Origin of the sequence: Tardiphaga sp. vice154 (assembly GCF_007018645.1) — a bacterium.
Classification (GTDB): Bacteria; Pseudomonadota; Alphaproteobacteria; order Rhizobiales; family Xanthobacteraceae; genus Tardiphaga.
The window spans coordinates 5,535,195-5,560,556 of record NZ_CP041399.1 but is presented as its reverse complement, the minus strand read 5'-3'; the positions used below and the strand labels follow the sequence as shown (position 1 = coordinate 5,560,556).

Sequence of the window (25,362 nt, the reverse complement as noted above, 5' to 3'; positions counted from 1 at the left end):
TAGCGAAGTCGCGTGAACTATTCGTCCGGCCGGACCGACTGAAAGGTAGTTTCTTCCTGAAACATCACCCCGTACAGTTCAGGCGAAGGGCGTCCGGAGTGCCGACGCGCCGGGACCGGTCAAAGCAGGCAGGCCATGTTGCAAGCGGTCGTTCGAATAGTTGCGGGATGCGCGCTGGCAGCTTCGCTGGTGGCGCCGGCGCAGGCCGTCACGGAGATCCAGTGGTGGCATGCGATGTCGGGCCAGCTTGGCCGGCAGCTCGAAAAACTCGCCCACGATTTCAATGCCACGCAGGCCGGCTACCGCGTCGTCCCCGTCTACAAGGGAAACTACTCGGAGACCGTAAACGCAGCGATCTTCGCCTTCCGCTCGCGCAGCCAGCCGGCCATCGTACAGGTCAGCGAGGCATCTACCGCGACGATGATGGCGGCGAAGGGCGCCATCTATCCGGTGCACGAATTGATGCGCGACCAGGCGGAAGCGTTTTCGCCCGCGGCCTATCTGCCGGCGATCGCCGGCTATTACACCGACATCGCCGGCAATATGCTGTCGTTCCCGTTCAATGCCTCGACGCCGATCCTGTACTACAACAAGGACCTGTTCCGCGCCGCCGGCCTCGATCCCGAGGCCCCGCCGCGCACCTGGCCGGAACTGGGCGATGCCGCCAAGCGGCTGCGCGCCGCCGGCACCGCCTGCGGCTTCACCACCTCCTGGCCGTCATGGATCAATGTCGAGAATTTCTCGGCGTTTCACGATCTGCCGGTGGCGACCCGGGCCAACGGCATGGCCGGGCTGGACGCGATCCTGACCTTCAACAATGCCGCGATGATCCGCCACGTCGCGCAGCTCGCGCAGTGGCAGAAGACAAAAGTGTTCGACTACAGCGGTCGCGCGACGTCGGCGGAGCCGCGCTTCCAGAAAGGCGAATGCGGAATTTTTCTGGGATCGTCCGGCACCCGCGCCGATATTCTGGCCAATGCGAAATTCGAGGTCGGCTACGGCATGCTGCCGTACTGGCCGGATGTCGCGTCCGCGCCGCGTAACTCGATTATTGGCGGGGCGACGCTGTGGGTGCTGCGCGACCGGCCGCGCGACGAATATAAGGGTGTCGCCAAGTTCTTCGCGTTCCTGTCGCAGCCGGATATCCAGGCGGCCTGGCACCAGAACACGGGCTATTTGCCGATTACCCGTGCTGCCTTCGACCTGACCCGTGCGCAAGGCTTCTACGACCGTCATCCGGGCACGGCAAAGTCGATCGAGCAGATTACGCTGAACCCGCCGACCGCAAATTCCAAGGGCTTGCGGCTCGGCTCCTTCACCCTGATCCGCGACGCGATCGAGGACGAACTCGAACAGGCCTTTGCCGGCCGGAAATCCGCGCAGGCCGCGCTGGATGCCGCCGCCGATCGCGGCAACAAACTGCTGCGCCAGTTCGAGCGGGCGAATCCGGATCAGTAATACGTACTAATGATACGAGCGAAGGCGCCAATGGTCTCCCTCCCCCTTGCGGGGAGGGTCGACCGAACGAAGAACGAAGCAACGCTTCGTTCGGAGTGGAGGTCGGGGTGGGGTGCCGCGGGCGACAGCGTCTGTGGCAACCCCCACCCCACACGGCTTCGCTGCGCTTCGCCGGGCCACCCTCCCCGCAAGGGGGAGATCAGCGCGCTCCTGCTACGGCAACTACCGGATGGAGAAGCGCACTGGCACCGTGAAGCTCAGCGACGCCTGGGTCATCTCCGGCGGGAAGGCGGGCAGCGGCTGGGCGCGGCGGATCATGGCCATCGTCTCGGCATCAAGCGCCGCCACGCCGGAAGAGCCCGCGAGCCGGCTGCCGAGCACTTGGCCGCTACGGCTGACCGTGAAGCTCAGCATCGCCACGCCCTGTTGTCCCGCCGACCGGGCTTCGCTCGGATATTGCTTGTAGCGCTGCAGATGAACGGCCAGGCGATCGCGATAGGACGGCAGGGCCGCGGCCGCCGCCGCGCCTGCACTGGCCGTGGACGCGGCAGTGGCCCGGCGATCGACGCGCGGCGGCGCGGTGGTGCGCGGCGCCGGCGGCGTTTCACTGGGTTTCTTCTTCGGCTCGGCGCGCTCCGGCTTCGGCGTCGGTTTCTCCGGCTCCGGCTTTGGCGGCTCCGGCTCGACCTTGGCCGGCTCGGGCGGCGAGGTTTGTTCGATCTTCTGCTCGGGCGGGGCTTCCACCACTGGCTGCTCGACCGGCGGCGTCGGCGCGACTTGCTCCTCGATCGGCTGCTGGATCACGGGCTCCGGCGGCGGCGGCGGCTCGGAAGGAGCCTCCGCCTGCAGCATTTCCGGTCCCGGTGCGGCGTCCTGCTGCGATGTCTCCGGCGCGGCCGCGGCCGGCGCCATGTCGACCATAATGGCCGGCATCTCGCTGCCGGACGGCGCTTGCTGGCGATACCAACCGAGGCCGGCGGCGATCAGGCCGGCATGGATCGCGACGATCACGACAGCCGAACCGAGCCAGCGCAGCGCGGTGCGGTCGGTCGGGGCATGCAGCGCGTAGGGGGTCATGGCGTCGGGGCGCGGCCGTCGAGACCGACCAAGGCGACCTTGAGATAGCCGGCCGTGCGCAGCAGGTTCATCACCTCCATCAGGTCGCCATAGCTGACGGCCTTGTCGGCGCGCAGGAAGATGCGCTCGTCCTTGTTGCTTTTCGTCGCGCTGTCCAGCGATGCACCGAGCGTATCGCGCGCGATCACGTCTTCGCCGATGCCGATCGACAGATCCGGCTTCAGGGTCACGAAGACAGGCTTGTCCGGACGCGGCGCGGGCTCGACGGCGCTGGCCGGCAGATCGACGCCGAGATCGACGGTGGCCAAGGGTGCCGCGACCATGAAGATGATCAGCAGCACCAGCATCACATCGATGAACGGCGTGACGTTGATCTCGTGCTGCACTTCGAGGTCGTCATCCCCGTTGCGCGTGCGTCCGCCCAGGCGCGATCCCACCGGACTACTCCGCCGCCCGGGAGATCGGCACGCCGCGGCGGCCATGGTCGCGGCTGACCAGCAGCATCACCTGCGCCGAGGCGTCGCCCAGCAACGCGCGGTACGACGTCACGTGGCGAACCAGATGGTTGTAGATCACGACCGCGGGAATTGCCGCGACGAGGCCGAGCGCAGTGGCCAGCAGCGCCTCGGCGATGCCCGGCGCGACCACGGCGAGATTGGTGGTCTTGGTTTCGGAAATGCCGATGAAGGCGTTCATGATGCCCCAGACGGTGCCGAACAGGCCGACGAATGGCGCAATGGCGCCGATCGTGGCGACCACGCCGGTGCCGCGCGAGATGCGGCGCGACATCGCCAGCTCGACGCGCTCCAGCCGCAGCGCGATACGCTCCTTGAAGCCGTCGTCGAACTGACCGTGCGACAACTTCGTCTCGCGCACGGCGGAATGGATCAGCTGCGCCACCGCGTCGGTGCGGCCGGCGCTGTCCTGCTCGACGGCGTCGAGCGTGGTGTCGCTCTCCAGAAGTTTCAGTCGACGATTCGCGATGCGTCGCGCGCTGGCCAGTTCGAGCGTCTTGGCGAGCCACACCGTCCACGTCACCAGGGATGCGATAGCAAGCCCCACCATCACGATCTTCACGACGATGTCGGCGCCCATGAACATGCCCCAGGGGGACAGGTTGCGCGGCAGCGTCAGATCGGTCGTTGCGGCCAGGGCATTATGGGACTGCAGCATAACCGCGGTCAGTGCGACAGCGAGATGGGTCGGGATATATTTCATAGGGGCTGCGTTCCGTCGGGCGATAAGCGTACGTAAGCAAGGATGATGGCAAGAATACCGCGGTCGCGCGAGTATGTCGCCGGTGGCCTGCGCGGTGCGGTGCGAAATGGAGGGATTCCAGCCATGTTCAGAAACGAAGGCTGGTGAACAGCCTTACGCCGAGTCCGGGCTGCAGCACCTCCGCCTTTTTGAACGAGATGTGGTTGCGGATGCGCTCGTCGAGCAGATTGTCGCCGACGACGCCGAACGTCATCTCGCGCAGCCCGCTATCGGTCTTCGTGAAAATATGCGTATGGCTGAGCTCGACCTTCAGCAGATTGTAGCCGGCCGTGGATGTCTCGTTCAGCGCGATGTCGTTCTGTGTGAAGGCATGCAGCAGGCCGATCCGGGTCTGCCACGCCGCGCTGCGCCACCAAACGCCGCCACCCAGCCGCATTGGCGCGATGCGCGGCACGTTGCTGCCATCGGCGAAGGTGGCGCGCACCACGTCGAACTGGCCATCGATGCCGAAGGTGCCGTCGCCGAGCGGGGCGATGTCGTATTGCGCGGCCAGCTCGGCGCCGCGGAAATTCGCATCGCGCTGGCCATAGGCGACCTGCAGCAAGGGGCCCGAAGCCCCGCAACTGGCGAACGCGTCGGTACAGAAATTGCCGGTGACCTGCTTGTAGATGAAGTCGCGGTAGCGCGTGGCGTAGAGGCTGGCCTCGAAACGGAACGGGCCGGTGATGCGTTTCAATCCGAGCTCGAGGGATTCTGCCGTCTCCAGCTTCAGGTCCGGATTGCCGATCACGAAGGTGCCGGAAGCGCCGTCGGAGCCGCGTGAAAACAGTTCAGGCGCCGCCGGGGCGCGCTGCGCACGTTGTGCGCTCAGCGACGCCACCATGTCCCACGGTAAGTTCTTCAGCAGGCCGACGCTGAAGCTCTTCGGTGCAAAATCGCGGGCGGCCGCGGATTGCGAAAAACTGTCCGGCGGCGGCAGGAAATTGGCCGGAAACACCGGCGCCAGGCCCGAGACAGTAATGCTCTCGATGCGGCCGGCGGCCTGCAGTCTCAACGTTTCGGAAAGCTGCAACTGCTCGAACACGAATCCCGCCACCGCGTCCGTGTTGGTCGGCGCCAGCAGGCCACCGAGTGTGCCCTGGGTGCCGAGCTTGCGATTGCTGGCCTGAAGGCCCCAGTTTCCCGTCAGCGCGCCTAGAGGCGTCGCCACCGCAGCGTGGTCGATCTCGAAGCGGCCTTCGATCTCCTTGTTGCTGATGGTGTTGAGCACGCCGTCGGCGGGTAGGCCGAGTTCATCATGCTTGTAGTCGCTGATGCCGAAGGCGAAGCGCACCGCGTCGATTCCCTCGACCGGCGCGCGCCATTCGCCCTTGCTGGTGATCTTGGTCTGTTCGAGGCTGATCCGGGTATTCTGACTGGCCTCGTTGATCCCCGGAATATGATAAAGGCTGGTGATGTGCTGGATCGCGGTGCCGACATAGCCGCCATCGAAAATGTAGGAACCGCCGACCGATTGGCCGGCCGAGCGCAATCGCGTATTGGCCTGCACGCCGCCCGGGATCCGGTAGTCACCGGCGTTGCGGCCGAACGCGTCGGCGTGGATGGCGATATTCTCGCCGCTGGCATCCACGCTGGCGGCGCCGTCGATGCCGTGGTCGGCCGACGTCGTACCGCCCTTGAGACGGGCGGAAAAATGGTCCGGCACGAGATTTTGCGGGATCCGGTTGTTGGTCGCGTTGACCACGCCGCCGATCGCCTGGTTGCCATAGCGCAACGTCGCCGGGCCCCGGATCAGCTCGACGCTGTCCGCCACGAGCGGATCGACCGGCACCTGATGGTCCTGGCTGAAATCCGAAGCGTCATGGCTGCCGATGCCGTTCTCCTGCACGCGGACGCGATAGTCGTCGAGGCCGCGGATGTTCGGCCGGCTGGCGCCCGGCGCAAAGGTGGAGGCCGCCACGCCGGGCTGGGTCGCCAGCAGGTCGGCCAGCGACGCCGCCGTGGTGCGCTGCAGGTCGGCGCCGTTGAGTTGGGTGGTCGACTGGAAGCCGTCGCTGGCATTGCCGGTCCTTGCGCGGTCGGTCACCACGGCGATCTCCTGCAATACCTCCTGTGCATGCAATTCGCCGCAGCAGGCCGCCGACATCAGGGCGGCAGTGGCCGGGGTCAGTGGATTCCAGGATCTGATCAATCTCACGCACCACTCCCGTCATGCAAATGCTAATGCGAACTAGTCGCAATAAGCGAGTGGAACTGATCGGTTGTCAAGCGGGAGGTCTTGAGTGCCGGCGGGAACCGAAACTCCCTCGGAGGATTACCTTAAAGTAATGCGACCGCCCGAGCCGCTGGCTTCGGGCGTTTCTTTGTTGCCGCGCTCTCGCCACGGGGAGCATCGAGTGCTCCGGAGCAATGCGGCATGGCCAATCTCAGCAGCGTCGATCACGGCCACGGGCAACCGACGGGATCGACCGGTGCACGCGTCATCAAGACCGACATTCCATCGCGGCTCGATGCGCTGGTCTGGAGCGGATTCCATACCCGCGTGGTGACGGCGCTCGGCATCACCTGGATTCTCGACGGGCTGGAAGTGACGCTCGCCGGAGCCTTGTCCGGCGCGCTCAAGGAAGACCCGGCGATGAAGTTCTCGAACTTCGATGTCGGGATTTCGAACTCGGCCTATCTCGCCGGCGCCGTGATCGGCGCGCTCGGTTTCGGCTGGCTCACCGACCGGATCGGTCGCAAGAAACTGTTCTTCATCACGCTGGCGCTGTATCTCAGCGCCACCGCGGCGACGGCATGTTCGTGGAATCTGGCGAGCTACGTGCTGTTTCGTTTTCTCACCGGCGCCGGTATCGGCGGCGAATACACCGCGATTAATTCGACGATCCAGGAACTGGTGCCGGCCAAGTACCGCGGCTGGACCGATCTGGTGATCAATGGCAGCTTCTGGCTCGGTGCCGCGCTCGGCGCGGTCTGCGCCATCGTGCTGCTCGATCCCGCGACGATTTCGCAATCCTATGGCTGGCGGGCGGCCTATTTCACCGGCGCAGTGCTCGGCCTGTTCGTGCTGCTGATGCGGCTGTGGATTCCGGAAAGCCCGCGCTGGCTGATGATTCACGGCCAGCCCGAGCGGGCCGAGGTCATTGTTGCGGAGATCGAAACTTCGGCTCGTCAGGTGGCTACGCCAGAGGCGATCAAGCGGCTGCCGAAGATCAAGTTGACGATGCGCAGCCATACGCCGCTGCGCGAGGTGGCGCAGACGCTGTTCGTGCTATACCGGCAGCGCTCGCTGGTCGGCCTCGCATTGATGGCGGCACAGGCGTTCTTCTACAATGCGATCTTCTTTACCTATGCGTTGGTGCTGACGGATTTCTTCGGCATCGCCTCCAACCAGGTCGGCTGGTACATTCTGCCGTTCGCGGCCGGTAATTTCCTGGGCCCGCTGCTGCTCGGCCGGCTGTTCGATACGCTGGGCCGCAGGCCGATGATTGCGATCACCTACGGCGTCTCTGGCGTGCTGCTGGCGATCTCCGGCTATTTTTTTTCGATCGGTGTTTTTACGGCGCAGACCCAGACCATCGCCTGGATGGTGATCTTCTTCTTCGCCTCGCCGGCGGCTAGCGCAGCCTATCTGACGGTGAGCGAGACCTTTCCGATCGAGGTCCGCGCGCTGGCGATTGCGGTGTTCTACGCGATCGGCACCGCGGTCGGCGGTGTCGCCGGGCCCGCTTTGTTCGGCATGCTGATCGACACCGGCTCGCGCCAGAGCGTGTTTGCCGGTTATCTTCTCGGCGCCTTTCTGATGATCGCTGCGGCGCTGATCGGGTGGCGCTATGCCGTTGCGGCGGAACGCCAGCCGCTTGAATCCGTTGCCCGGCCACTGGCCGTTGTGGAGTAGACGATGACGATGACAGACGATCTTGCCAAACCCGCCGATGCCGATATCCGCGTCAAGGACCCGATCCACGCGCCCGGCGCCGTGATGCCAGCGCTGCATGAATGCGCGCTGCTGCTCGACATCGATGGCACGCTGCTCGACATGGCGCCGACGCCGCGGGAAGTCTGGGTGCCGCCGGAACTGGCGATTGCGCTCGGCCGCCTGCTGCAGCTTACCAACGGCGCGATGGCGCTGGTGTCGGGCCGCTCGATCAACGACATCGACCTGATATTCGCGCCGATGCAGTTTCCCGCCGTGGGCGGCCACGGCGCCGAGATGCGACTGACGCCGGAGAACGAATCGGTCGCGTCCCATGCGCCGCCGCTCGACAAGGAATTGAAGCGACGCCTCGCCGCGATCGCCAAGCTCAGCCCTGGCATCCTGCTCGAGGACAAGGGCTATTCGCTGGCCCTGCATTACCGTCTGGCGCCGCATGCCGAGCAGGCGATCTACGACGCCGTGTCGGCGATTCGCGCCGATCTGCCGAATGCGCCGCTTGAAGTGCTGCCGGGAAAGTTCGTCTGCGAGATCAAATATGCCGGCGTCACCAAGGCGACCGGCGTGATTGAATTGATGAATCATGCGCCGTTCAGCGGCCGCCGTCCGGTGTTTCTCGGCGACGACGTGACCGACGAGACGGTCTTCGCGATCATGCCGGGCATGGGCGGCCTGGCATTTTCCGTCGGCCGCCACGCGCAAGGGGTGGCCGGACATTTCGGCGAGCCCAATGACGTGCGCGCCTGGCTGTCTCAATTGGTGCAGGACGCCAAACCTGCCGGCTGACCTCGTTCTGCGATCACAACAGCCTGCCAGATGGCGCGGGTTCCGTCTCCTGCGCCCAAGTTTGGCGTCAATTGGGTCCAATGTTGTTCAGGAACCATAATGATGAACGGTCGTTTATAATCAGACTGTAATCTGGGAGGGGGCACTCAAGTGAACCTCGTCGTCGTTTCAAACCGCGTTTCACGCGCGTCGGCCACTGAGCCGATGACCGGTGGACTGGCAGCCGCGTTGCTGCCGGTGGTGGAGAAGTCCGGCGCGATCTGGGTGGGGTCGAGTGGCCGCGTTCGCGAGGGCGCACAGAAAGAGCCGTTCGCCGAAATCGAATCGCTGGGCAAGGGCGCGCTGGCGTTGCTGGATCTACCGGCGGCGCATTATGCCGGCTATTATGAAGGTTTCGCCAATTCGGCGCTGTGGCCGGCGCTGCATTCCCGCACCGATCTGATCCGCTCCTCGCACGACGATTACAAATCATATCGTGAAGTGAACTCGTTCATGGCGCGGGCGCTGCTGCGCTTCCGCAAGCCGGAGACGGTGTTCTGGATCCAGGATTACCATTTCTTGGCGCTGGGTGCGGAGCTGCGCGAGCTCGGCGTCACTCATCCGCTCGGTTTCTTCCTGCACACGCCGTGGCCGACTCGCGACATCTTCGGTGGCGTGCCGCATAGTCGCGAGCTGGTCGAGGCAATGCTCGCCTACGATCTGATCGGCTTCCAGACCGATGATGATCGCGACAACTTCCTGTCTTTCGTCGAGAACGATCTCGGACTCGATATCGCCGGTGGGGTCGTTGCATCGAAATTCGGCATGTCGCGCTGCGCGGTGTTCCCGATCGGGATCGATCCCGCGAAATTCGCAGCCCATGCCGCCAAGGCGGCGTCGCATCCCGACGTATCGCGGCTGCGCCGCAGCCTGAATGGCGAGAAGTTGGCGATCGGCGTCGATCGCGTCGATTATTCCAAGGGCCTAATCAATCGCATCGAGGCATTCGACCGCATGCTGACGCTGCAGCCGCAGCTCAAACGCTCGGTGTCGCTGCTGCAGATTGCGACGCTGTCGCGCGGCGCGATCGAGGCCTATGGCGACCTGCAGAATCAGCTCGCCAAGCTGGTCTCCGACGTCAATGGTCGCCATGGCGAGGTCGACTGGACGCCGATACGCTACCTCAACAAGGGATTCTCGCAGACCGTGCTCGCCGGCCTGTACCGGACGGCGCAAGTCGGCCTGGTGACGCCGCTGCATGACGGCATGAATCTGGTCGCCAAGGAATATGTCGCAGCCCAAAACCCGGTCGATCCCGGCGTGCTGGTGCTGTCGAAATTCGCCGGCGCGGCCAACGAGCTCGATACGGCCCTGATGGTCAATCCGCACGACATCGACGGCATGGCGCGTACCATCGCCACGGCGTTCTCGATGCCACTGGTGGAGCGCCGGATGCGCTGGGAAGCCATGATGACAAAGCTGCGCGCCGGGACCATCCAGGACTGGTTCAGCGATTTTGTCGATGCGCTGCAGAACGCCCATGCCGCGAGCGCCAAAGCCAGCGGCGACCTCGCCCCGGAAGACCCGCCGGTCGTCTGGCCGGCGCGGTCGTTCAGCTCCATCGTGGGCAACCGGTTCCATTGACCGCAGGCGGCCGCGACCAGCGGCCGCCGTTCGTTGCCACTCAAGGTGGCAGATCCGTCCGTTATTTTCAACGCTATGCGAAAAACCCGGTCGCCCGGCCCTGCGGTCCCTTGCAAATCATCGCTCGGACCGTCATGAGAGGGCACGCGGGGAGAGATGGCCGAGTGGCTTAAGGCGCACGCTTGGAAAGCGTGTGTGCGGGAAACCGTACCGTGGGTTCGAATCCCACTCTCTCCGCCACCGCCATTGCTCCCGCAGCGCCACCTGTGGCCAAACCGCCCAAAAAGCCCAATAAAAACAACATCACCTAGGTATGGTTGCCGTACTGAGAAAGGCCGATTTCGGAGATTTGAGGCTGGAGACGGCGTTTTTCTCCAAAGCTTAGTACTGCAGCGTTTTGGTACGGTTTTCAAAGGCAGCCATTTAAGGTGTTTGCAGCTGCGGTCTCGTTGACGGTTCGAATCCCTGTCGCACAAGGGAGCACGGCACGCCCAGTCGGCAGTTTTGAGCCATTATTGACCACCAGTGAAACGGATCAAATGACAACTCGGATCGGGCCAAAAGCTCAAGACTATTCGGTCGTCGCGGGCTCGATGGGCCCCCGCCGCGACTTTCGGATCAGTGTCGGATTACGAGAGGGGTGGGACGCCGAAGGCCGCGTCTTCGACGTTTCGGAAGCTGTGCGCACTGCTCATGCCTGGATGAGACGCCGCGTAGAGGCGGGCCAGCCGGCGCTTTCCGGTATGTTCACCCGTGCAGAAGTTGCTTACGCTTGGCCACGTCCCGACGGGACGGTGGGCTCGGATCGCGAACCTGTTGCGCTTTTTACCGGAGAGGCTGTGCACGCCTATCTGGGGCATTTATCCGACGATGCAATTGAATCGATGTTAAACGAGCTCGCTGTTGAGCTGGGTGCTGCGCTTGGCCAAGAGCGCATGTATGTCACGTTTACTGATCGAACATGGATATTGGACGCTGGCGAACGTTCGAACTAGTGCTGCGATTTGGTACGGTTTTGAAAGGCAGCCATTTTAGGTGCTTGGAGCTAAGGTCTTGCTGACGGTTCGAATCCTTGTCGGCCGTGGGACGACATCGGTAGCACCGCGGATCAGGCCGCGTGGGCTTCGTCTTCCAGCACGATGTCGCGCATGATCTGGAAGATGCGGTCGCCTTCCATCCGCCTGGCGTCGAAGCCGGTGTCCACCGCGATATTGCCGAATACATTGACGTCCTCGCGCGAGTTGCCGACATAGCCCATCGACCACGACGGAAAGCCACGGCACGCTGCAGGCTCAAACGCCAGCACCTGGACGTCGCCGTGGCGCGGATCGCGTTGGATGCGCTCGAAGGTCGCTTCTATGTCCGACCGTTTACCTTCCAGCACCTGGGCGAAAATTCCGCTGTTGAAGATAAGCGCGCCGGTGATCCCTACCTTGGCGTTATTGGCTTGCGAAGCCGCCAGGATAGTAGCGATTTCCGCTGAGGCTTCTGAAGATTTTCCGGTGACGCGATTCACGCTGTAATAGACGAGACGGTAGAGTTCGCTGGGCATGACTGGGCTCCTGATGTGAAGATAAGTGTGATTGGCTACCGCAAGCCAGCCTTGTCGCTATGCGTCTGCAGGAACCCGGCAATGTTTTCCGGTGGCAGCGGGCGGCTGATCAGGTAGCCCTGCACGTCGGTGCAGCCGTCCGCCAGGATTCGCGCCAGCTGTTCTTCGGTCTCGACGCCTTCGGCGGTGGTGGTCATGCCGAGGCTGTGGCCCAACGCAGCGATGGCGCGCACGATCGCCATGCTGCCGGGATCGTCCAGGCTGGCGCGGACAAAGGACTGGTCGATCTTGATCTTGTCGAACGGAAAACTGCGCAGATTGCTGAGGGACGAATAACCGGTGCCAAAATCGTCCATCGAAACTTGCACGCCGACCGCGCGGATGCTCTGCAGCACCTCGAGCGCTGAGCGATGATCGCCAATCAGCACGCTTTCCGTAATTTCCAGTTCCAGTCGGGTCGGTGCCAGGCCACTTTCCGCCAGTGCGGAGAGCACCGTGGAGACAAGTTTGTTGGTACCGACCTGGATTGCCGATACATTGACGGCGATGCCGAGCGGCTTGTCCCAGCTTGCGGCCTCGCGGCAAGCTGTGCGCAGCACCCATTCGCCGATCTGCACGATCAAGCCGGTCTCCTCGGCCAGCGGAATGAATTCGGCGGGCGAGACCATGCCGCGGCTGGCGCTGTTCCAGCGCAGTAGCGCCTCGAAGCCGGTGATTTCCTGCGATTCGAAATTGTACTGCGGCTGATAGACCAGCGAGAATTCGCGCAGCGCCAGCGCGCGGCGCAGGTCGATCTCCAGGTTGCGGCGCGCCTGCATCTCGTCGTCCATCGCGGATTCAAAGAAGCTGTAGCGGCCGCGGCCTTCCTGCTTGGCGCGGTACAGCGCCAAGTCAGCGTTCTTCAGGATAATATTGTCGTCATCGCCATCCGCAGGGCTGAGCGCGATGCCGACGCTGGCGCCGATATTGATCAGGTGGCCGTCGAGGAGGTAGGAGCGTCCGATCAGGTCGACCAGCCGCTTGGCCAGTTGGGCGGCGGCATGCGGCTGCGCCTGGCCGGCCTGCACAACGCAGAACTCGTCACCGCCGAACCGCGCGGCGATATCGTTTCGGCCGAGCGCCGAGCGGATCCGTTGCGCCACCACGCGCAGCAGCGCGTCGCCGACATGATGGCCGAGACTATCGTTGACCGCCTTGAAGCGATCGAGATCGATCGCAAGCACCGCCAACACCTCGCCGTCGCCGCGTCTGGCGAGCATTTCCGCCAACCGCTCGCGCAGCATCAGGCGGTTACCGAGCAAGGTCAACGTATCGGTGCGGGCTTCTTCAACCACCCGGGCTTTTTCCGCCAATTGGTCAGTGACATCGTCAACCGTGACCAGTAGCCCTTCGGGAAGCGCGACCTGGCGGACCACGACCTCGCGCCCGAAAACCTGCAGCGCGGCGCCGCCGGCGGCGGCGCAAGCCTCCGCGCACCGATCGCGGCATTCATGCAGCGCAGCGAGGTCCGCCGCCGTGCCGAACATCGCATCAAAATTGGGATTGCTAAGCAGGATGGTGTTGTCGTTATCCAGCACGACAACCGCCTGCTGAAGATTGGTCAGCACGCTGCGCGCCAGGTCGCCGACGCGGAGAGCGTTGCGGGATTCCGGGTAGATGATTTGAACAGCCGCCGACTTCATCTGAATTCCAGTGCCCGATGATTAAACACCGCAACTTACGCAGCTCCGCATTTCGAATAGGTAAATCTGTACGGCTGCATTGCGCGTTCCTGATTACCAAATCAACTACACGTCAGGTGTTATGTCGGGTCGGCGACGGATGGCAGAAAAATTTCCCTATCGCGCGTTCCGCAAACCCACATATCGCGCTGCTGAAAAGTTGCTAGCGTGACTTGGGGTCCATCGGGGCAATCTACGGACCAACGCATCGAAACAGCGGCTAGGGTTTCGGGCGGCGGAGGAGACCGAAGGGCGACCTTCTCACGTATTGCTATTATGCGCCGCGAGGATTTCTCGCAGGTCCGCAGCTATAAGCGCATTTAGTCAGCTCGTGACATTCCAAAACATCCAATCGGCGCGCGGTTACCTGGTCGGCAATTGAGATCTGATCGGCACATCCAGTAGAATGCCGGTGCGCGGCGGTTTGCTATTCGGCAATCAGCAAATCTTGTTGCTGCGCCCAGTTCAGGGGAAGGGGTCCAAGCAACCCATCCAGTTCGAGACCCGGGGGTTGATGCCCTTCCAAGATCGACTGGATTATTGCCGGCGCCAGTAGGGTAAGGCGCAACACGCGGCTGAGGTACGACTCGTTGATGCCTTCCGCTTTTGCCAGGTCCCGGACCGTGGCATGCCGGCCGGACTCCAACATATCTCGCCATCGATGGGCGCGGACGATCGCTTTGACCAGGGTGCTGTCGATGCGGGCGGCCCGCGGGATCCACGGCGCGGCATCAGACGGTGTCACAACCTGCTTGCGACCGCCCTGGTGACGCAACGTTATCGGGATGTGCACCGAGATCGTCAGACCGTCGCGGCTGAGGGTGGGGCGACGAGATTTGCCGACAACGAGGTTCTGCTGGGAAGTCATGCGGCCTCTTGTTGCGGGACGGTGGCGCCGCGGAGATCGTTACAAAGCGAGGTCAGGCCCTCGACCCGCAGGCGGAGGTCGATGCCGGTGGGGCTGATGTCGACCCGCTCGACCAGCAGCTCGATGATGCGGGACTGCTCGGCGGGGAACAGCTCGGCCCAAAGAGGCTCAAATTCTACCAGGGCACTGCGGACGTCGGTCTCGCCAAGCGAGGTGCCGGCTTTCTGCGCTGCGCGCCAGGTGGCCACAATGACCTCCGGCGACAGCAGCAGTGACCGGATCTGTTCAATGACGATCCGCTCGATCTCCGCAGCCGGGACTTGGCGAACCGGACAGGCGTCCGTCCCGCGCTTCATGACGCTCTGGCTGATGTAATAGCGGTAGAGCTTGCCGCTCTTTCGGGTGTGGGTCGGCGACATCGCGGCGCCGTCCGGGCCGAACAGCAGCCCCTTCAGGATTGCCGGGGTCTGTGCCCTAGCGCTGGCAGCCCGCTTTCGAGGGCTGTCTTTCATGAGGGCATGGACCTGGTCCCAGAGCTTGCGGTCGACGATGGCCTGGTGCTCACCGGGGTAGGAAGTCCCCTTGTGGACCGCCTCGCCGACGTAAACCCGGTTGTTAAGCAGCTTGTACAGCACGCCTTTATCCAGGAGGTGGCCATATCGGTTCGTTGCGCCGTTGGCCACCAGCTCCCGCGCCAGCAAGGTCGCGGACTTCAGAACCAGGAAGCGCTTGAAGATGCCCCGCACCGTCTCAGCGTCAGCCTCATGAATAATGAGCTTGCGGTCCTGGACCTCGTAGCCAAGCGGCGTCCAGCCGCCCATCCACATGCCCTTCTTGCGGGAGGCCGCCACCTTGTCGCGGATGCGTTCGCCGGTAACCTCGCGCTCGAACTGACCAAAGGACAGCATCACGTTGAGCACCAGCCGCCCCATCGGGCTGCGGGTGTCGAACGACTGCGTGATGGACACGAAGGTGACGTTGCGCCGGTCGAACGTCTCGACCAGATTGAGGAAATCCAGCATCGACCGGGAGAGCCGGTCGATCTTGTAGACGAGGATGATGTCCAGTTTGTCGGCCTCGATATCGGCGAGCAGCCGCTTCAGCGCAGGTCGCTCTAGAGTGCCACCGGAAATGCCACCGTCGTCATAATGGTCTTGCACGAGCGTCCAGCCTTTGGCGCGCTGGCTGACGATGAAGGCCTCGCATGCCTCCCGCTGAGCTTCCAACGAGTTGAATTCCATGTCGAGGCCCTCCTCGCTGGATTTGCGGGTGTAGACCGCACACCGTAGTTTGCGGACCAGCGGCGCGGCGTCATGAGAGGGCGATCGATGGCCTCGGTCGGCGGTGGCCGCAACAGATTTGGGCTCGATCGAGCCCCTTCGGCGGGCGCTCATGATTTCACCTGGTGATTCTTGAGGCCGAAGAAGACCCAGCCATTCCACTTGGTGCCGGTGATCTCGTGGGCGACGGATGACAGCGATTTATAGGGGCGGCCGAGATACTCGAAGTCGTCGGTCCGAACCGTCACGCAATGCGAGATGCCCTGCCATTCCCGGATCAGCTGAGTGCCGGCGATCGGCCGGTGAACCGGGCGAGCTTTGCGCTCGGCAATGCTCTTGGTTTCATATTGCTTGGCCATGGCGCGGAGGCGGTCGATCGTCTCGCGGGCCAGGCCGCCGTAGGCCAGCTCCTGGATTCGATAAGCCAGCCGGCTCTCCAGGAAGCGGCGGTTGTACTGGGGCGGCTCGCTGTCAAACAGCTCCCGCCACCTTGCCTTCAAAACGGGGGCAGATGCGCCCTTAAGGGCGGCTAATTGGTTCAAAACGGTGTCATTCACGTACGGAGATCCTCGTGTTCACGGGGACCATGACCGTGTGACCCGGGCTCGAAGTCGAGCGGAGAATCTCGATTTGACGGCAAAATGAGACTGGACTTGCGGGCATTAAGACGCTGGAGGCCAAGCGCCAGGATGCCGGCGATTTCGGCCAGATCGTTGTGCGGAGATATTGTCGTCATGCTGAAGCCCTCCGCCGAGAGCTACTCAACAAGTTTGATGGCCGTATCGGTTGTAATAGTGATTTTAAGGGAGGAAAACGGCCAGCAGTTAAACTGGACAGCGAATCTAATGGCGGCGAATGCACCTAAGTATCTGCCGTTGTGGGCAATTGTTAACGAGTGGGCCGGATCCAGCGGCGAACCGGCTCTCCTTGTTGTCCGCCGGATAGGCGAGTGGGCCATCATGGATGGCTTCGCATCCGACGCCTTCATCCATCAAAATGGTACTGTGATCTCACGAATCGATATTTACGCGTCCTGCATGGCAGTCGCTGATTCGAGCCCACATTCGAATGGCCGATGGAATACACGGGTTGCCGAGGGGGCGTTGGTCAGCGGTGCGAGTGTCGTCGAATTTTGCAAATCGAATGACGTAGCTCGTCCAAGATCACTGGCCGAGCCCGCTCGTTTCACCTGGCGCGCCAAATCGCCAAAACACGGAGCGCCGCCACCCTGCGCAGGAGCAAGCGAACGGGTAACGCAGATGGAAGCTGCCGAGAGCGCGGAGGGATCGATGAATACTATGACATCGATGTTGTATGGCGAAGAATACGGGTTAATGGGCTCGGATCCGATGCCCTCGGCGCCCAACTTCCGCGGAGATGCTCTTGAACGCTGGTCGAGATATACGGTCATGGCTCAGGGCTATATCGATCTAAGTAAGCGGCCGGGGTTGCAGGATCGCCTTGATGCCCTTGTTCGTGGCTGGGAGAAGGCCTCGCATCAGCCGACAGCGGAGCAATTGAGCGTTCCGGGCGCTGCGGAAGAATCGAAAGAGCCGAGGGAGGTCAAGGTCGGTCGGCCCAAGGGGCGCGCTTATCAAATGTCCGACGACAAGCTTCTCATTAAGATGAAGGAGGCGCACGAGAAGGAGGGAGGCTCGATTGCGGCGATTGCCAGCAGGTTCGCCGAGCAGGCCGAGGGCGGCGGCACCCACGCCAGCAAAGCAAGGCGGCTGTCGACCGCCTTTCTCAAAGATAATCCCCGCTAGCGGCATATTTCGGAGTTTCGCTGCGTTAAACTCCCAAGACATTATCCAACAGAATTGATCTTGCTTCTTTGCCCGCAGCACGCGGCGAGGAGAGATCATGAAGATTTTCAATACCTGTACGATGCGAGCTGGATCCAGGAACGGACCATGAAGCGGCATTGGATGCCGCTTTACATCGCAGATTACCTGGCCGGCACAGCGCATCTCACCACTGCGGAGCACGGCGCCTACCTTCTGCTGATCATGCATTACTGGTCGAAGGGGGCGCCGCCCATCAGCGACGAGGTTGCACGTCGCGTCACCCGGATGACCAACCACCAATGGTCCAAATCGCTGCCCGTTCTAAAGTCTTTCTTTTTGGAAGACTGGCGTCACGAGCGGCTAGAGGGCGAATTGGTCCAAGTTGCTGAAAGATCTAAGGCGAATTCTGCAAACGCACGAAAGTCGCATCTGTCTCGCAGCAATCTTGCATCTGATCCGCAACACACAACCACAATCTACAATCAGATTATAAACGATGAAGAGGGAACGCGAGGCGCGTCAGCTGCAGAAATTGAACCGGCAAGCGAAGCGACATCGCTCGCACTTGCGTTCCTGAAAGCCGCTGGCCTTGCCGACCAATCGAAACTTTCTCCCGGCTGGTACGGCCTCAACGGTCGGGCCGCCATGTGGATAGCCGCCGGCTATTCAAATGCGATGATTGTCGAAGAGACCAAGCTCGTCGTTCAGCGCTCTACTGACCTTAAGCCAATCGCGTACTTCGAAAAGGCTTTCGCGACGGCATACGCCCGTCAGCGGCGGCCTCTGCCTGTCACAACCACACCCCCACCGGAGCAAGCAAATGCCGGACAACGACGACCTCACAAACAAGGACGGATCTACGATGCCCTCGACGGACAAATCGCCCTCGCAAGAGCCTTCGAACAAACTGACCGCGGTGGAGGCGCTGCTGGCTGCTCAGAAGCTTCTCGGATGCTTCCGACAGGGCGATGCGAATGACCCTGTTGTGTATGGATCTGCTATTGCGGCGGTGTTGTCGGAGTACCCTCGTGAGGTCGTGATGTACGTCTGCCACCCTTTCACGGGACTTCCCTCAACGAACACGTTCATGCCCAGCGTGTTTGAGGTCAAAGCGGCTTGCGACGAAAGGTCCTCTTGGCTAGCGAAGCTCGAAAAGCACCGCAATTGGGGTAGTTCGGCCATTGAAGCGCGTAAGGTCGCAATAGCAGGGCCAAAGGAGGTCAGACCTACGCGTGCCGATCTAATCGAAAAGTACGGCAAGGGCTTTGGACTAGACGAGGAACCGCCTCAGCTGCTCTCAGCAAGCCCTGCCTTCACGCCTGTGACGCTTAGCGACCACTATGCGGTGTACCGCCTCGGATTTGTGAAGCGAACTCCGAGCAAACCAGGGAGCTCCGTCGTGAAGCCAGCCTGCGACGGCGCAACTCGGTCCACTGTGACCAAGATGCAGACGCTAAATCGCCTTGCGAAGTGGGTAATTGCTCGGCTGCCTCGGATCTGAAGTGCCCACAGGTTCATGAGCCCGATGGCATGCTTAGGCATATCATCGGGCTCTCGCATGAGAGGTGATCAAAAGCAGCCTGAGGCACCGGATCGGTTAGGGTGTTTCATCCAGGAAAAGTCTGACCTCAATCCAGAAAGCCCATCAGCGCGCACACCGGTTATCAAGGTGGCAATAGCGGCATCGGACTGGTTAGGCTGCTCACGCAGGGAGGAATAGTCCCCGTCCTGGCAGAGCTTGCTCTTGGGGGGGGGTATCAAAACTCTACGGCCTAGGGGCATCGGACCGGTTAGGGTGGTCCACACGCAAAAAGTTGTTTTTAAAATAGAAAAGCCCACTTGCCGGCCGGGATTTGCAACCAAGAATTCAGCGGAATTAATACAGAAAGCCACCTCTCGTTTCGGGTACGCCGTCGACCATGACGGCTTCTGGGGCAAAGCGTCCGTTAGCTGTTCTATCGCTGAAGCCTAGTTCGATGATATTGCTATCGCCTCGATCTCGATTTGAAAACCATAGTGGAGAGTCGAAACCGGAACGACGGCCCGGGCCGGGCGGGCACGGACAGCTTCGCGCAAGATTTGCCGAGCTTATGAGAACGCTGAATCGCTTCGAGGCTCTGGAGATACCAATCACTGCTGCAGTCCAGGGACACTGTCCAGGCGGCGTTCTTGAGTGGGCGGCCCGCGCTGATGTTCTTTTCGCAAGCGAGAGCGCGCGCTTCGGGCATCCGGAGCAAACCCTCGGTCTAATGACGCTGCTCGGCGGCGTGTACCGTGTCGCTGCTTGCGCAGGTCGAGCCAAGGCCATGGAATGGGCCCAGACATCGGAGCTCGCGACCGCGCGCGAGATGGCGCGATACGGCGTTGTAAATCGGTTGGACGCCGATAGGGGTCAAAGTTCGGCTCTGGAAAATTTGGTGATGCTTCGTCGTTCAACGAGCGCATTCAACGATTTCGATCAGAAAGTTAGGTTGCCACCGCCGTTTAGGCGCGCTTACGTCGACCAATCGTGTTCCAATCGGCTGTTGCCGCAGAAATCGCGAGTCTTTCCAACGCGATCTTCCGCCGCGGCCTTCGACGAGATCGAGCGGTCATCGCCAAAATTGCGTAAGAGCCAAACTTGAACGCCGATTGACATAGTTCGAGATCATGTCGCGGAGCCGCTCGGTCCCCACTGCCATAGGCAGCCGCAACGACCTTGAGCGCCTAGCCGTCGGATTGTTGCAGGGGCCATACCGCTGCCAAAGGCCGCGCGAGTGTTGGGCGTTTCGCTGTCCTCGCTGCAATCTTCTGATGATGATGACGACGGACAGAAATTCGCATCTCAGATCTAAGCTGTCCGGTCGCTTTGCGTCAGAAACAACATTGCCGCGTCAGAATTTCGCTGTTGCTGATACCCGGAACGTTCGTGGCAGGCCGGGCGACAGGTTATTGTTGCCATCGGCAGACGCCCAATATCCCTTGTCGAGAATGTTCTCGATATTAAGCTGCCCGCGCCACGTCTCGTTGATCTTCACATACAGTGCTGCGTCGACGCGGACGAATCCCGGAAGCCGCACGCTATTGTCGGACGAGGCGTATGAGTCCGAGAAGTAGATCACGCCCAGTCCTGCACCCCAGATTGGGTCGATCTGGTACTTATTCCAAAACGAAAACTGATTGAACGGCACCAACTGTACGCGATTGCCGGCGACGATCGTGGCGGACGTATCGCTGGTGATGCGCGCGTCGGTATAGGCATATCCAACGGATGCCTGCCAGGCATCCGTGACATAGCCGGTAAGTCCGGTCTCAAAGCCGCGAATGCGATTTTTGCCGCTGAGGAAGAAAGTGCCGTCGCCGTTCGGATTTGCGAGCGGGACGTTGGAACGGTCAAGCTGATAAACTGCCGCAGTATATTGCAGGCGCGGCATGATGTTCCATTTCACGCCGACTTCCTTGTTGTCGAACTTCTGCGGATCGAGCAGCACGGTCGATGACGACAGCGCGCTGAACTGATCGCCGGAGGCCGGCAGATACGAGATGCTATAGCTGCCGTAGATCGAAAGGTTGTCAATCGGTTTCACGATCACAGCCGCCCGCGGCGACAGTTTTTCGTCGGTCCGGTTGCGCAGAATGCCGGTGTTCTGGTCGAGCGCTGCCAGATCGAAACTATCATAGCGGACGCCAGCAATGAATTGTAGCCAACGCGTTACCTCGATCTGGTCCTGCACATATCCCGACGCAATGTTGAGGCGATACTTGCTGTTGGCGTCTGTCGCGATGTGCTGGAACGTGACCGGCCCGAAATAGGTCGGCGCGAACGGGTTGGCGGTTACCGTGTTGCTCAGCCCGCCACTCGCGGTGGGAAAGAAGCCGGTATTGCGCAGCGAGATGCCGGTCTGCCGTCCGAATTCGGTGCCGAAGGCCAACGTGTGCAGCACGGGTCCGGTCGCCGTCTTGTAGATGAAGTCGGTCTGGTTGAAGGCGTTTTCGCGGTCAGTTGTGTTGTTGTAGGCGGCGCGGTTGAATGACGTGTCGGTGGTGTTGACCGCACCGGACAGTGTGCCGTTGCCAGGGTAAATGTTCTGGTAGCCGCGGTTGAAGTCGGAATAGAGCGTTCCATTGCGCACGGTGAGACCGTTCTCAAAGTCATGGTCGACCACGACCATCGCGGTCTGCACGTCGACATGGGCCGAGCTGAGACCTGGACTGCCGAAGAAGGCCGTCAGGTCGCCGCCCGGCGCGAACGGCGCCGCCGGGTTAAAGCGCGTCGACGAGGGCGCGGCATTGTTAAGCGCCTGGGACGGATTACCGCGGTCGGCGGTGCGCTCATCGTGAAAATATTCGTAGCTCAACTTGACCTGCGTCGTATCGTTCGGCTTAAGCGTCACCGTTGGATTGAGGCCATAGCGCTCGAGCTGCCCGTATTGGCGGAACGTGCCGGAGCCCTCGTACATCGCGTTGAGGCGCACCGCTACGTCGGGATTGATGGCTTGCCCGGCGTCCAGCGTGAACCGGCGGTCGCTGTAGGAGCCGCCCTGCAGTGTCGCTTCGTAGACCCGCGCGCCATCGGCCTCTTTCAGCGTGCGGTTGACGAGGCCGCCACCGGCGCCGCGGCCGAAAATCAGCGCGCTCGGTCCTTTGAGCACCTCGACGCTCTGTGCATTATAGAGATCCCGGAAATACTGCACGTCGTCGCGGAAGCCATTAACGAAGAAGTTGGCGCTGGAATCCACGCCGCGGATTACGAGTTCATCTCGATTGCCTTCGCCTTGATGTATTGCCACGCCGGGCACGTAACGCGTGACGTCGGTGAGCCCCGGGAAGCTCTGGTCCTTGATATATTCCTTGGTCAGTACATTGACCGACTGCGGAATGTTCAACAGCGGTGTATTGGTCTTTGTCGCGCTCGACGTGCTGTTGGCGTAGATGCCGACGGCGCCGGTGCGGGCATCCTGCGAAAGGCTGCGGACGGCGGGCGCCGGTGGTGCCGTTGCGGCGACGCGGCGGGTAGCACGGGCCCCGGCAGGGACGGCCGCACTGCGCGACGCCGCGCGTCGCCGGCGCGTCGCCGGGTCTGGCGCCGTGATGCTCACCGGCGGCAATTGTGCTGGGCTCGCCCGCCCTGTGGGCGCCACCTCTGTTGCAGGAGCAGCTGTCTGAGCGACGGCCTGCGGCGACAGCGCAAGGTCGAGCGCTAGCACACTCACCGACAACAAGGCGACCGTGCAGAAGCGTAACGCCGGCTTGTATTCTTTAAACATGCCCCACCCACAACACCGTGCGTCACGCTTTAGGAGCGACGCGCCAGATGTGACATGCCGATCCGCAGCGGGGTCGTCCAGTGAATTGTTTCAAAGTATTTCGGCAAGGCCGACGTCAAACCGGCGAACACTGCTTCTGGAAAGAATCTAGAATAACTCTCGCTCTGCGATTGCCTTGTTTTAAAGGTTATTCCGGCGCCCTCGCAAAAATAACGCAGACGTGAGCAAATTCGAGTTTTGACGAATTCTAATCCATCAAGCAGCTCATCGCGTTTTCGCCGCTATGCCTGCGGCTCGATTTCAATTGTTGCCAGTGGGTCGCGATCTGCTGTCAGCTCGCCGAGCTGCAGTCGCTCGTCGACAAGGTCTGGCGCCACTGCGAGAACACCGGAAACCGCGGCCGGTCAGTGACGCTCAGGGTGAAGTTCGGTGATTTCGAGATCATGTCGCGAAGCCGGTCCGTGACCTCGGCCGCCGGAAGCCGAGATGACCTTGAGCGCCTGGCTGTAGGATTTGCGATTCGCAAGCGGTACAGGAGAAGCTGGCGCCCTTGCTCTCTGCCTATGCCAGATATGTGGGGGGTGGTCAAAACTCTAAGGGGTAGGGGCATCGGACCGGTTAGGGTGTTTTATCCAGAGAAAGTCTGACCTCAATCCAGAAAGCCCATCAGGGAGCACACCGGTGATCATGGTGCCAATAGGGGCTTTGGACTGGTTAGGGTGCTTCGCATGGGAAGGACACAATGCACAAAGCCATCCTAAGAGGATGGAGCCATGACAAGCAAGACGACGAACAAGTTTTTACCCGAGGTCTGGGTCCGTGCGGCTTTGATGGCTCTAAATCACACGAGAGAGCATTCGTCGCGTTGGGCGGCCGTGACCTCGAATGCAATCATGATCGGCTGCAACCCGCAGACGCGGCATGACTGGGTCAAGAAGACAGAGATCGACAGCGGGCAACGTGCCGGCGTTCTAACTGAGATGGCCGACAAGCTAAAGGCCCTGAAACGGGAGAACCGTGAGCTCCGGGGGGCCAATGAGATCTTGCGCAAGGCAAGAGCTTATTTTGCGATGGCGGAGCTCGACCGCCGATCCAAGCCATGATCGCGTTCATCGACGATCATCGTGGAAGGGCATTGCTCCGGCTGTGACAGCGAACGCACGCAAATCGTATCTGTCTCGCAGCAAGCCCGCCCCGATCCGCAATACACAACCACAATCTGCAATCAGATTATAAACGATGTAGAGAGAGCGCGAAGCGCGCCAGCGGCCGAAATCGAACCGCCAACTGAAGAGACATCACTTGCGTTTCGGCGGCCAGGCATGTCGCCGAGGCGTCCGGCGCGCGACACAGAATGAAGGCAAGCCTCGGAGGGCTCGCCTTCAAGATTATTCAGCCGGCGATAAACGGCATCGCGGCGGCCAGCACCTGGGATTTGGTCATCGGCTTGTCGAAGGCACCGGTCCACGACTTGACGCCGCGCACGCGTCGGACTTCGGCGGCATGCCGCGCCTCGACCGAATGGATCCGCAGCGCGGTAGTTAGCAGGTCGCCGCCGCCGGTGAGCGCGGGAGCCTGGCCCTTGTAAGCGGCGACGCCTGTGTCTTCCAGAGTCTGCGAAACCAGCGCGAAGGTCGCAAAGTTCCGAAAAATGTCCGGATATTTCCCGCGCGCAGTGAAGTCAAATTGCGGTTTGGCGACCGCCGCGCCGCCCAACGCGCCCGTTAGCGTTGCGACGTGCTGCGATTCGTGTCGGCCGATGGTGCTGAACACTTCCGCGAACTGGCCGGGAACGACTCCTGAACCGAGCGCGGTGCGGTAAAACTCGTCTTCGAGATACTCGAGCGTGAGCGCGAAGTTCAGAATGTCGACGATCTGCTTCGGCAGTCCCTGTGAGAACGCTTCGGTGGAGACGGCAGCCAGAACGACGGGTGTCGTGGCGAGAACGCCGAGCTTGGCGCCGACCTTGCGGAAGAGGTCGCGCTTGGAGCCCAGTCGTTCGGCGAGATCCGGATCAAGGGCATCTAGGATCGTGGTCGGATTCATGGAAATTATCCTCGAATGAATGTTGCGGTCAGGGCAATTGGGTCGCGGTGATCGGCGTCGCGATGAACGGCGCGGCAGCCATCAGCACCTGCGACGGCGGGCGCGCGACGTCCAGACCGCTGAAGTTCACGACGTCGTAGCCGGCGAAGTTCGACGACAGCGGCTGGATCAGGTCGCGCAGCACCGCGGCGTGACGTGCTTCGACAGAGACGATCGAGCCTGCGGCCGCGAGGTAAGCCGGATTTTTAATGGCCTGGCCGCCGCCGTTATAGGCCGAGACACCGAGATCCTCGAAGGTGCTCGCCGTGGTCAGGACGCTGCGGCGGCTGCCGAAATCGACCGCGGAGAAGTTCGGCGTCAGGTTCGGGATCCGGTTGCGGCCGAGCGCTTTCGCAAAGAAAGCGCGATGGGCGATTTCGTGGTCGCGGATGTCGCGCAACACGGAGCGTTCATAGCCGGACATGCCCTCGTAGGGACTGGCGACCACTTGGGTGTAGAAGGCGGCTTCTAGCTGCTCCAGCGCGTAGGCGTAGTTCAGGACGCCGACGTCGCCGCCGCCGAGATCCACCGCCCCGGTCTGCGCAAAGGCCTCGGCAAGCTTGAGGCCTGGGACGTCCACCCCAAAGACCGCCGCCGATGCCGCAGCCGCGCCGGCCCATTTCAGTATCGATCGTCGCGACGACCGCCGGTCGCCGCTATCGGGCATCGGCGAGAGCACGTCTGAATGGCTCATGGAATCCTCCTTGATGAATTGCGAGGCCTGTTG

General features: G+C 61.9%; 20 protein-coding genes, 1 tRNA gene, 2 pseudogenes and 1 other annotated feature. Of the genes and pseudogenes, 11 read left to right on the top strand and 12 right to left on the bottom strand.

Annotated elements, in window-relative coordinates:
• The first annotated feature begins 135 nt into the window (after positions 1-135).
• Positions 136-1,458 (top strand): sn-glycerol-3-phosphate ABC transporter substrate-binding protein UgpB, encoded by a 1,323-nt coding sequence (gene ugpB / locus FIU28_RS26000; RefSeq protein ID WP_143575919.1) that lies wholly within the window; start codon positions 136-138, stop codon positions 1,456-1,458.
• Positions 1,459-1,680: 222 nt separating this feature from the next.
• Here ugpB and FIU28_RS25995 read toward each other — a convergent pair whose 3' ends face one another.
• The 4 genes from FIU28_RS25995 to FIU28_RS25980 all read right to left on the bottom strand — a co-directional run bounded on the left by FIU28_RS25995 (position 1,681) and on the right by FIU28_RS25980 (position 5,950).
• A complete protein-coding gene (locus FIU28_RS25995; RefSeq protein ID WP_143575918.1) occupies positions 1,681-2,535 on the bottom strand; it encodes an energy transducer TonB family protein in 855 nt (284 codons plus the stop codon).
• Entirely contained in the window at positions 2,532-2,972 is a 441-nt protein-coding gene (gene exbD / locus FIU28_RS25990; RefSeq protein ID WP_168209980.1) for a TonB system transport protein ExbD, read from the bottom strand. Before exbD ends, FIU28_RS25995 begins: the two co-directional genes overlap by 4 nt.
• Before the next feature lie 4 nt (positions 2,973-2,976).
• Positions 2,977-3,708, bottom strand: coding sequence for a tonB-system energizer ExbB (gene exbB / locus FIU28_RS25985; RefSeq protein ID WP_246661047.1), 732 nt, complete (start codon positions 3,706-3,708; stop codon positions 2,977-2,979).
• 172 nt (positions 3,709-3,880) lie between these two features.
• Positions 3,881-5,950: a TonB-dependent receptor gene (locus FIU28_RS25980; protein ID WP_246660822.1), complete on the bottom strand. Its 2,070-nt coding sequence runs from the start codon at positions 5,948-5,950 to the stop codon at positions 3,881-3,883.
• Between the two features lie 219 nt (positions 5,951-6,169).
• On the opposite strand from FIU28_RS25980, the gene FIU28_RS25975 reads away from it, so the two are divergent.
• The 5 genes from FIU28_RS25975 (at position 6,170) to FIU28_RS25955 (ending at position 11,091) form a co-directional block, all read left to right on the top strand.
• Positions 6,170-7,651: an MFS transporter gene (locus FIU28_RS25975; protein ID WP_143575915.1), complete on the top strand. Its 1,482-nt coding sequence runs from the start codon at positions 6,170-6,172 to the stop codon at positions 7,649-7,651.
• Positions 7,652-7,660: 9 nt separating this feature from the next.
• A complete protein-coding gene (gene otsB, locus FIU28_RS25970; RefSeq protein WP_143576417.1) occupies positions 7,661-8,473 on the top strand; it encodes a trehalose-phosphatase in 813 nt (270 codons plus the stop codon).
• Between the two features lie 150 nt (positions 8,474-8,623).
• Entirely contained in the window at positions 8,624-10,096 is a 1,473-nt protein-coding gene (locus FIU28_RS25965; protein ID WP_168209979.1) for a trehalose-6-phosphate synthase, read from the top strand.
• A gap of 150 nt (positions 10,097-10,246) precedes the next feature.
• Positions 10,247-10,336 (top strand) — tRNA-Ser (locus FIU28_RS25960).
• A 299-nt stretch (positions 10,337-10,635) separates the two neighbouring features.
• Positions 10,636-11,091 (top strand): hypothetical protein, encoded by a 456-nt coding sequence (locus tag FIU28_RS25955; protein ID WP_143576416.1) that lies wholly within the window; start codon positions 10,636-10,638, stop codon positions 11,089-11,091.
• Between the two features lie 113 nt (positions 11,092-11,204).
• Here FIU28_RS25955 and FIU28_RS25950 read toward each other — a convergent pair whose 3' ends face one another.
• The 5 genes from FIU28_RS25950 to FIU28_RS25930 all read right to left on the bottom strand — a co-directional run bounded on the left by FIU28_RS25950 (position 11,205) and on the right by FIU28_RS25930 (position 16,074).
• Positions 11,205-11,648, bottom strand: coding sequence for a BLUF domain-containing protein (locus FIU28_RS25950; protein ID WP_143575913.1), 444 nt, complete (start codon positions 11,646-11,648; stop codon positions 11,205-11,207).
• A 35-nt stretch (positions 11,649-11,683) separates the two neighbouring features.
• The gene (locus FIU28_RS25945; RefSeq protein WP_143575912.1) at positions 11,684-13,330 is read right to left on the bottom strand and encodes a putative bifunctional diguanylate cyclase/phosphodiesterase; all 1,647 of its coding nucleotides are present in this window, start codon (positions 13,328-13,330) and stop codon (positions 11,684-11,686) included.
• A 466-nt stretch (positions 13,331-13,796) separates the two neighbouring features.
• A complete protein-coding gene (locus FIU28_RS25940; protein WP_143575911.1) occupies positions 13,797-14,237 on the bottom strand; it encodes a hypothetical protein in 441 nt (146 codons plus the stop codon).
• Positions 14,234-15,631 carry a recombinase family protein gene (locus FIU28_RS25935; RefSeq protein ID WP_143575910.1) on the bottom strand — a complete coding sequence of 466 codons (1,398 nt, stop codon included), beginning with the start codon at positions 15,629-15,631 and terminating at the stop codon, positions 14,234-14,236. Before FIU28_RS25935 ends, FIU28_RS25940 begins: the two co-directional genes overlap by 4 nt.
• Positions 15,628-16,074: a DUF2924 domain-containing protein gene (locus tag FIU28_RS25930; RefSeq protein ID WP_143575852.1), complete on the bottom strand. Its 447-nt coding sequence runs from the start codon at positions 16,072-16,074 to the stop codon at positions 15,628-15,630. The genes FIU28_RS25935 and FIU28_RS25930 overlap by 4 nt, the downstream gene beginning before the upstream one ends.
• A gap of 177 nt (positions 16,075-16,251) precedes the next feature.
• Here FIU28_RS25930 and FIU28_RS25925 point away from each other — a divergent pair, with 177 nt between their 5' ends.
• From FIU28_RS25925 to FIU28_RS25915, 3 genes are all read left to right on the top strand, one after another.
• Entirely contained in the window at positions 16,252-17,283 is a 1,032-nt protein-coding gene (locus FIU28_RS25925) for a hypothetical protein (protein ID WP_143575851.1), read from the top strand.
• Between the two features lie 147 nt (positions 17,284-17,430).
• Positions 17,431-18,282, top strand: a complete 852-nt coding sequence (locus FIU28_RS25920) for a YdaU family protein (RefSeq protein ID WP_143575850.1) — start codon at positions 17,431-17,433, stop codon at positions 18,280-18,282.
• A 941-nt stretch (positions 18,283-19,223) separates the two neighbouring features.
• Positions 19,224-19,928 carry an enoyl-CoA hydratase/isomerase family protein gene (locus FIU28_RS25915; protein WP_210247749.1) on the top strand — a complete coding sequence of 235 codons (705 nt, stop codon included), beginning with the start codon at positions 19,224-19,226 and terminating at the stop codon, positions 19,926-19,928.
• 249 nt (positions 19,929-20,177) lie between these two features.
• On the opposite strand, the gene FIU28_RS25905 is transcribed toward FIU28_RS25915, so the two are convergent.
• Entirely contained in the window at positions 20,178-22,550 is a 2,373-nt protein-coding gene (locus tag FIU28_RS25905) for a TonB-dependent receptor (protein WP_143575908.1), read from the bottom strand.
• Between the two features lie 338 nt (positions 22,551-22,888).
• On the opposite strand from FIU28_RS25905, the pseudogene FIU28_RS27125 reads away from it, so the two are divergent.
• Both FIU28_RS27125 and FIU28_RS25895 read left to right on the top strand, forming a co-directional pair.
• Positions 22,889-23,062: pseudogene (locus tag FIU28_RS27125) on the top strand (DinB/UmuC family translesion DNA polymerase); the annotation flags it as partial.
• Positions 23,063-23,323: 261 nt separating this feature from the next.
• Positions 23,324-23,682 (top strand): annotated as a pseudogene (locus FIU28_RS25895) (IS3 family transposase); the annotation flags it as partial.
• Positions 23,608-23,682, top strand: a sequence feature (AL1L pseudoknot). Its footprint overlaps the pseudogene before it by 75 nt.
• A 260-nt stretch (positions 23,683-23,942) precedes the next feature.
• On the opposite strand, the gene FIU28_RS25890 reads toward FIU28_RS25895, so the two are convergent.
• Positions 23,943-24,596, bottom strand: coding sequence for a ferritin-like domain-containing protein (locus tag FIU28_RS25890; protein WP_143575906.1), 654 nt, complete (start codon positions 24,594-24,596; stop codon positions 23,943-23,945).
• 28 nt (positions 24,597-24,624) lie between these two features.
• Entirely contained in the window at positions 24,625-25,329 is a 705-nt protein-coding gene (locus tag FIU28_RS25885) for a ferritin-like domain-containing protein (protein WP_143575905.1), read from the bottom strand.
• Positions 25,330-25,362: the final 33 nt, after the last annotated feature.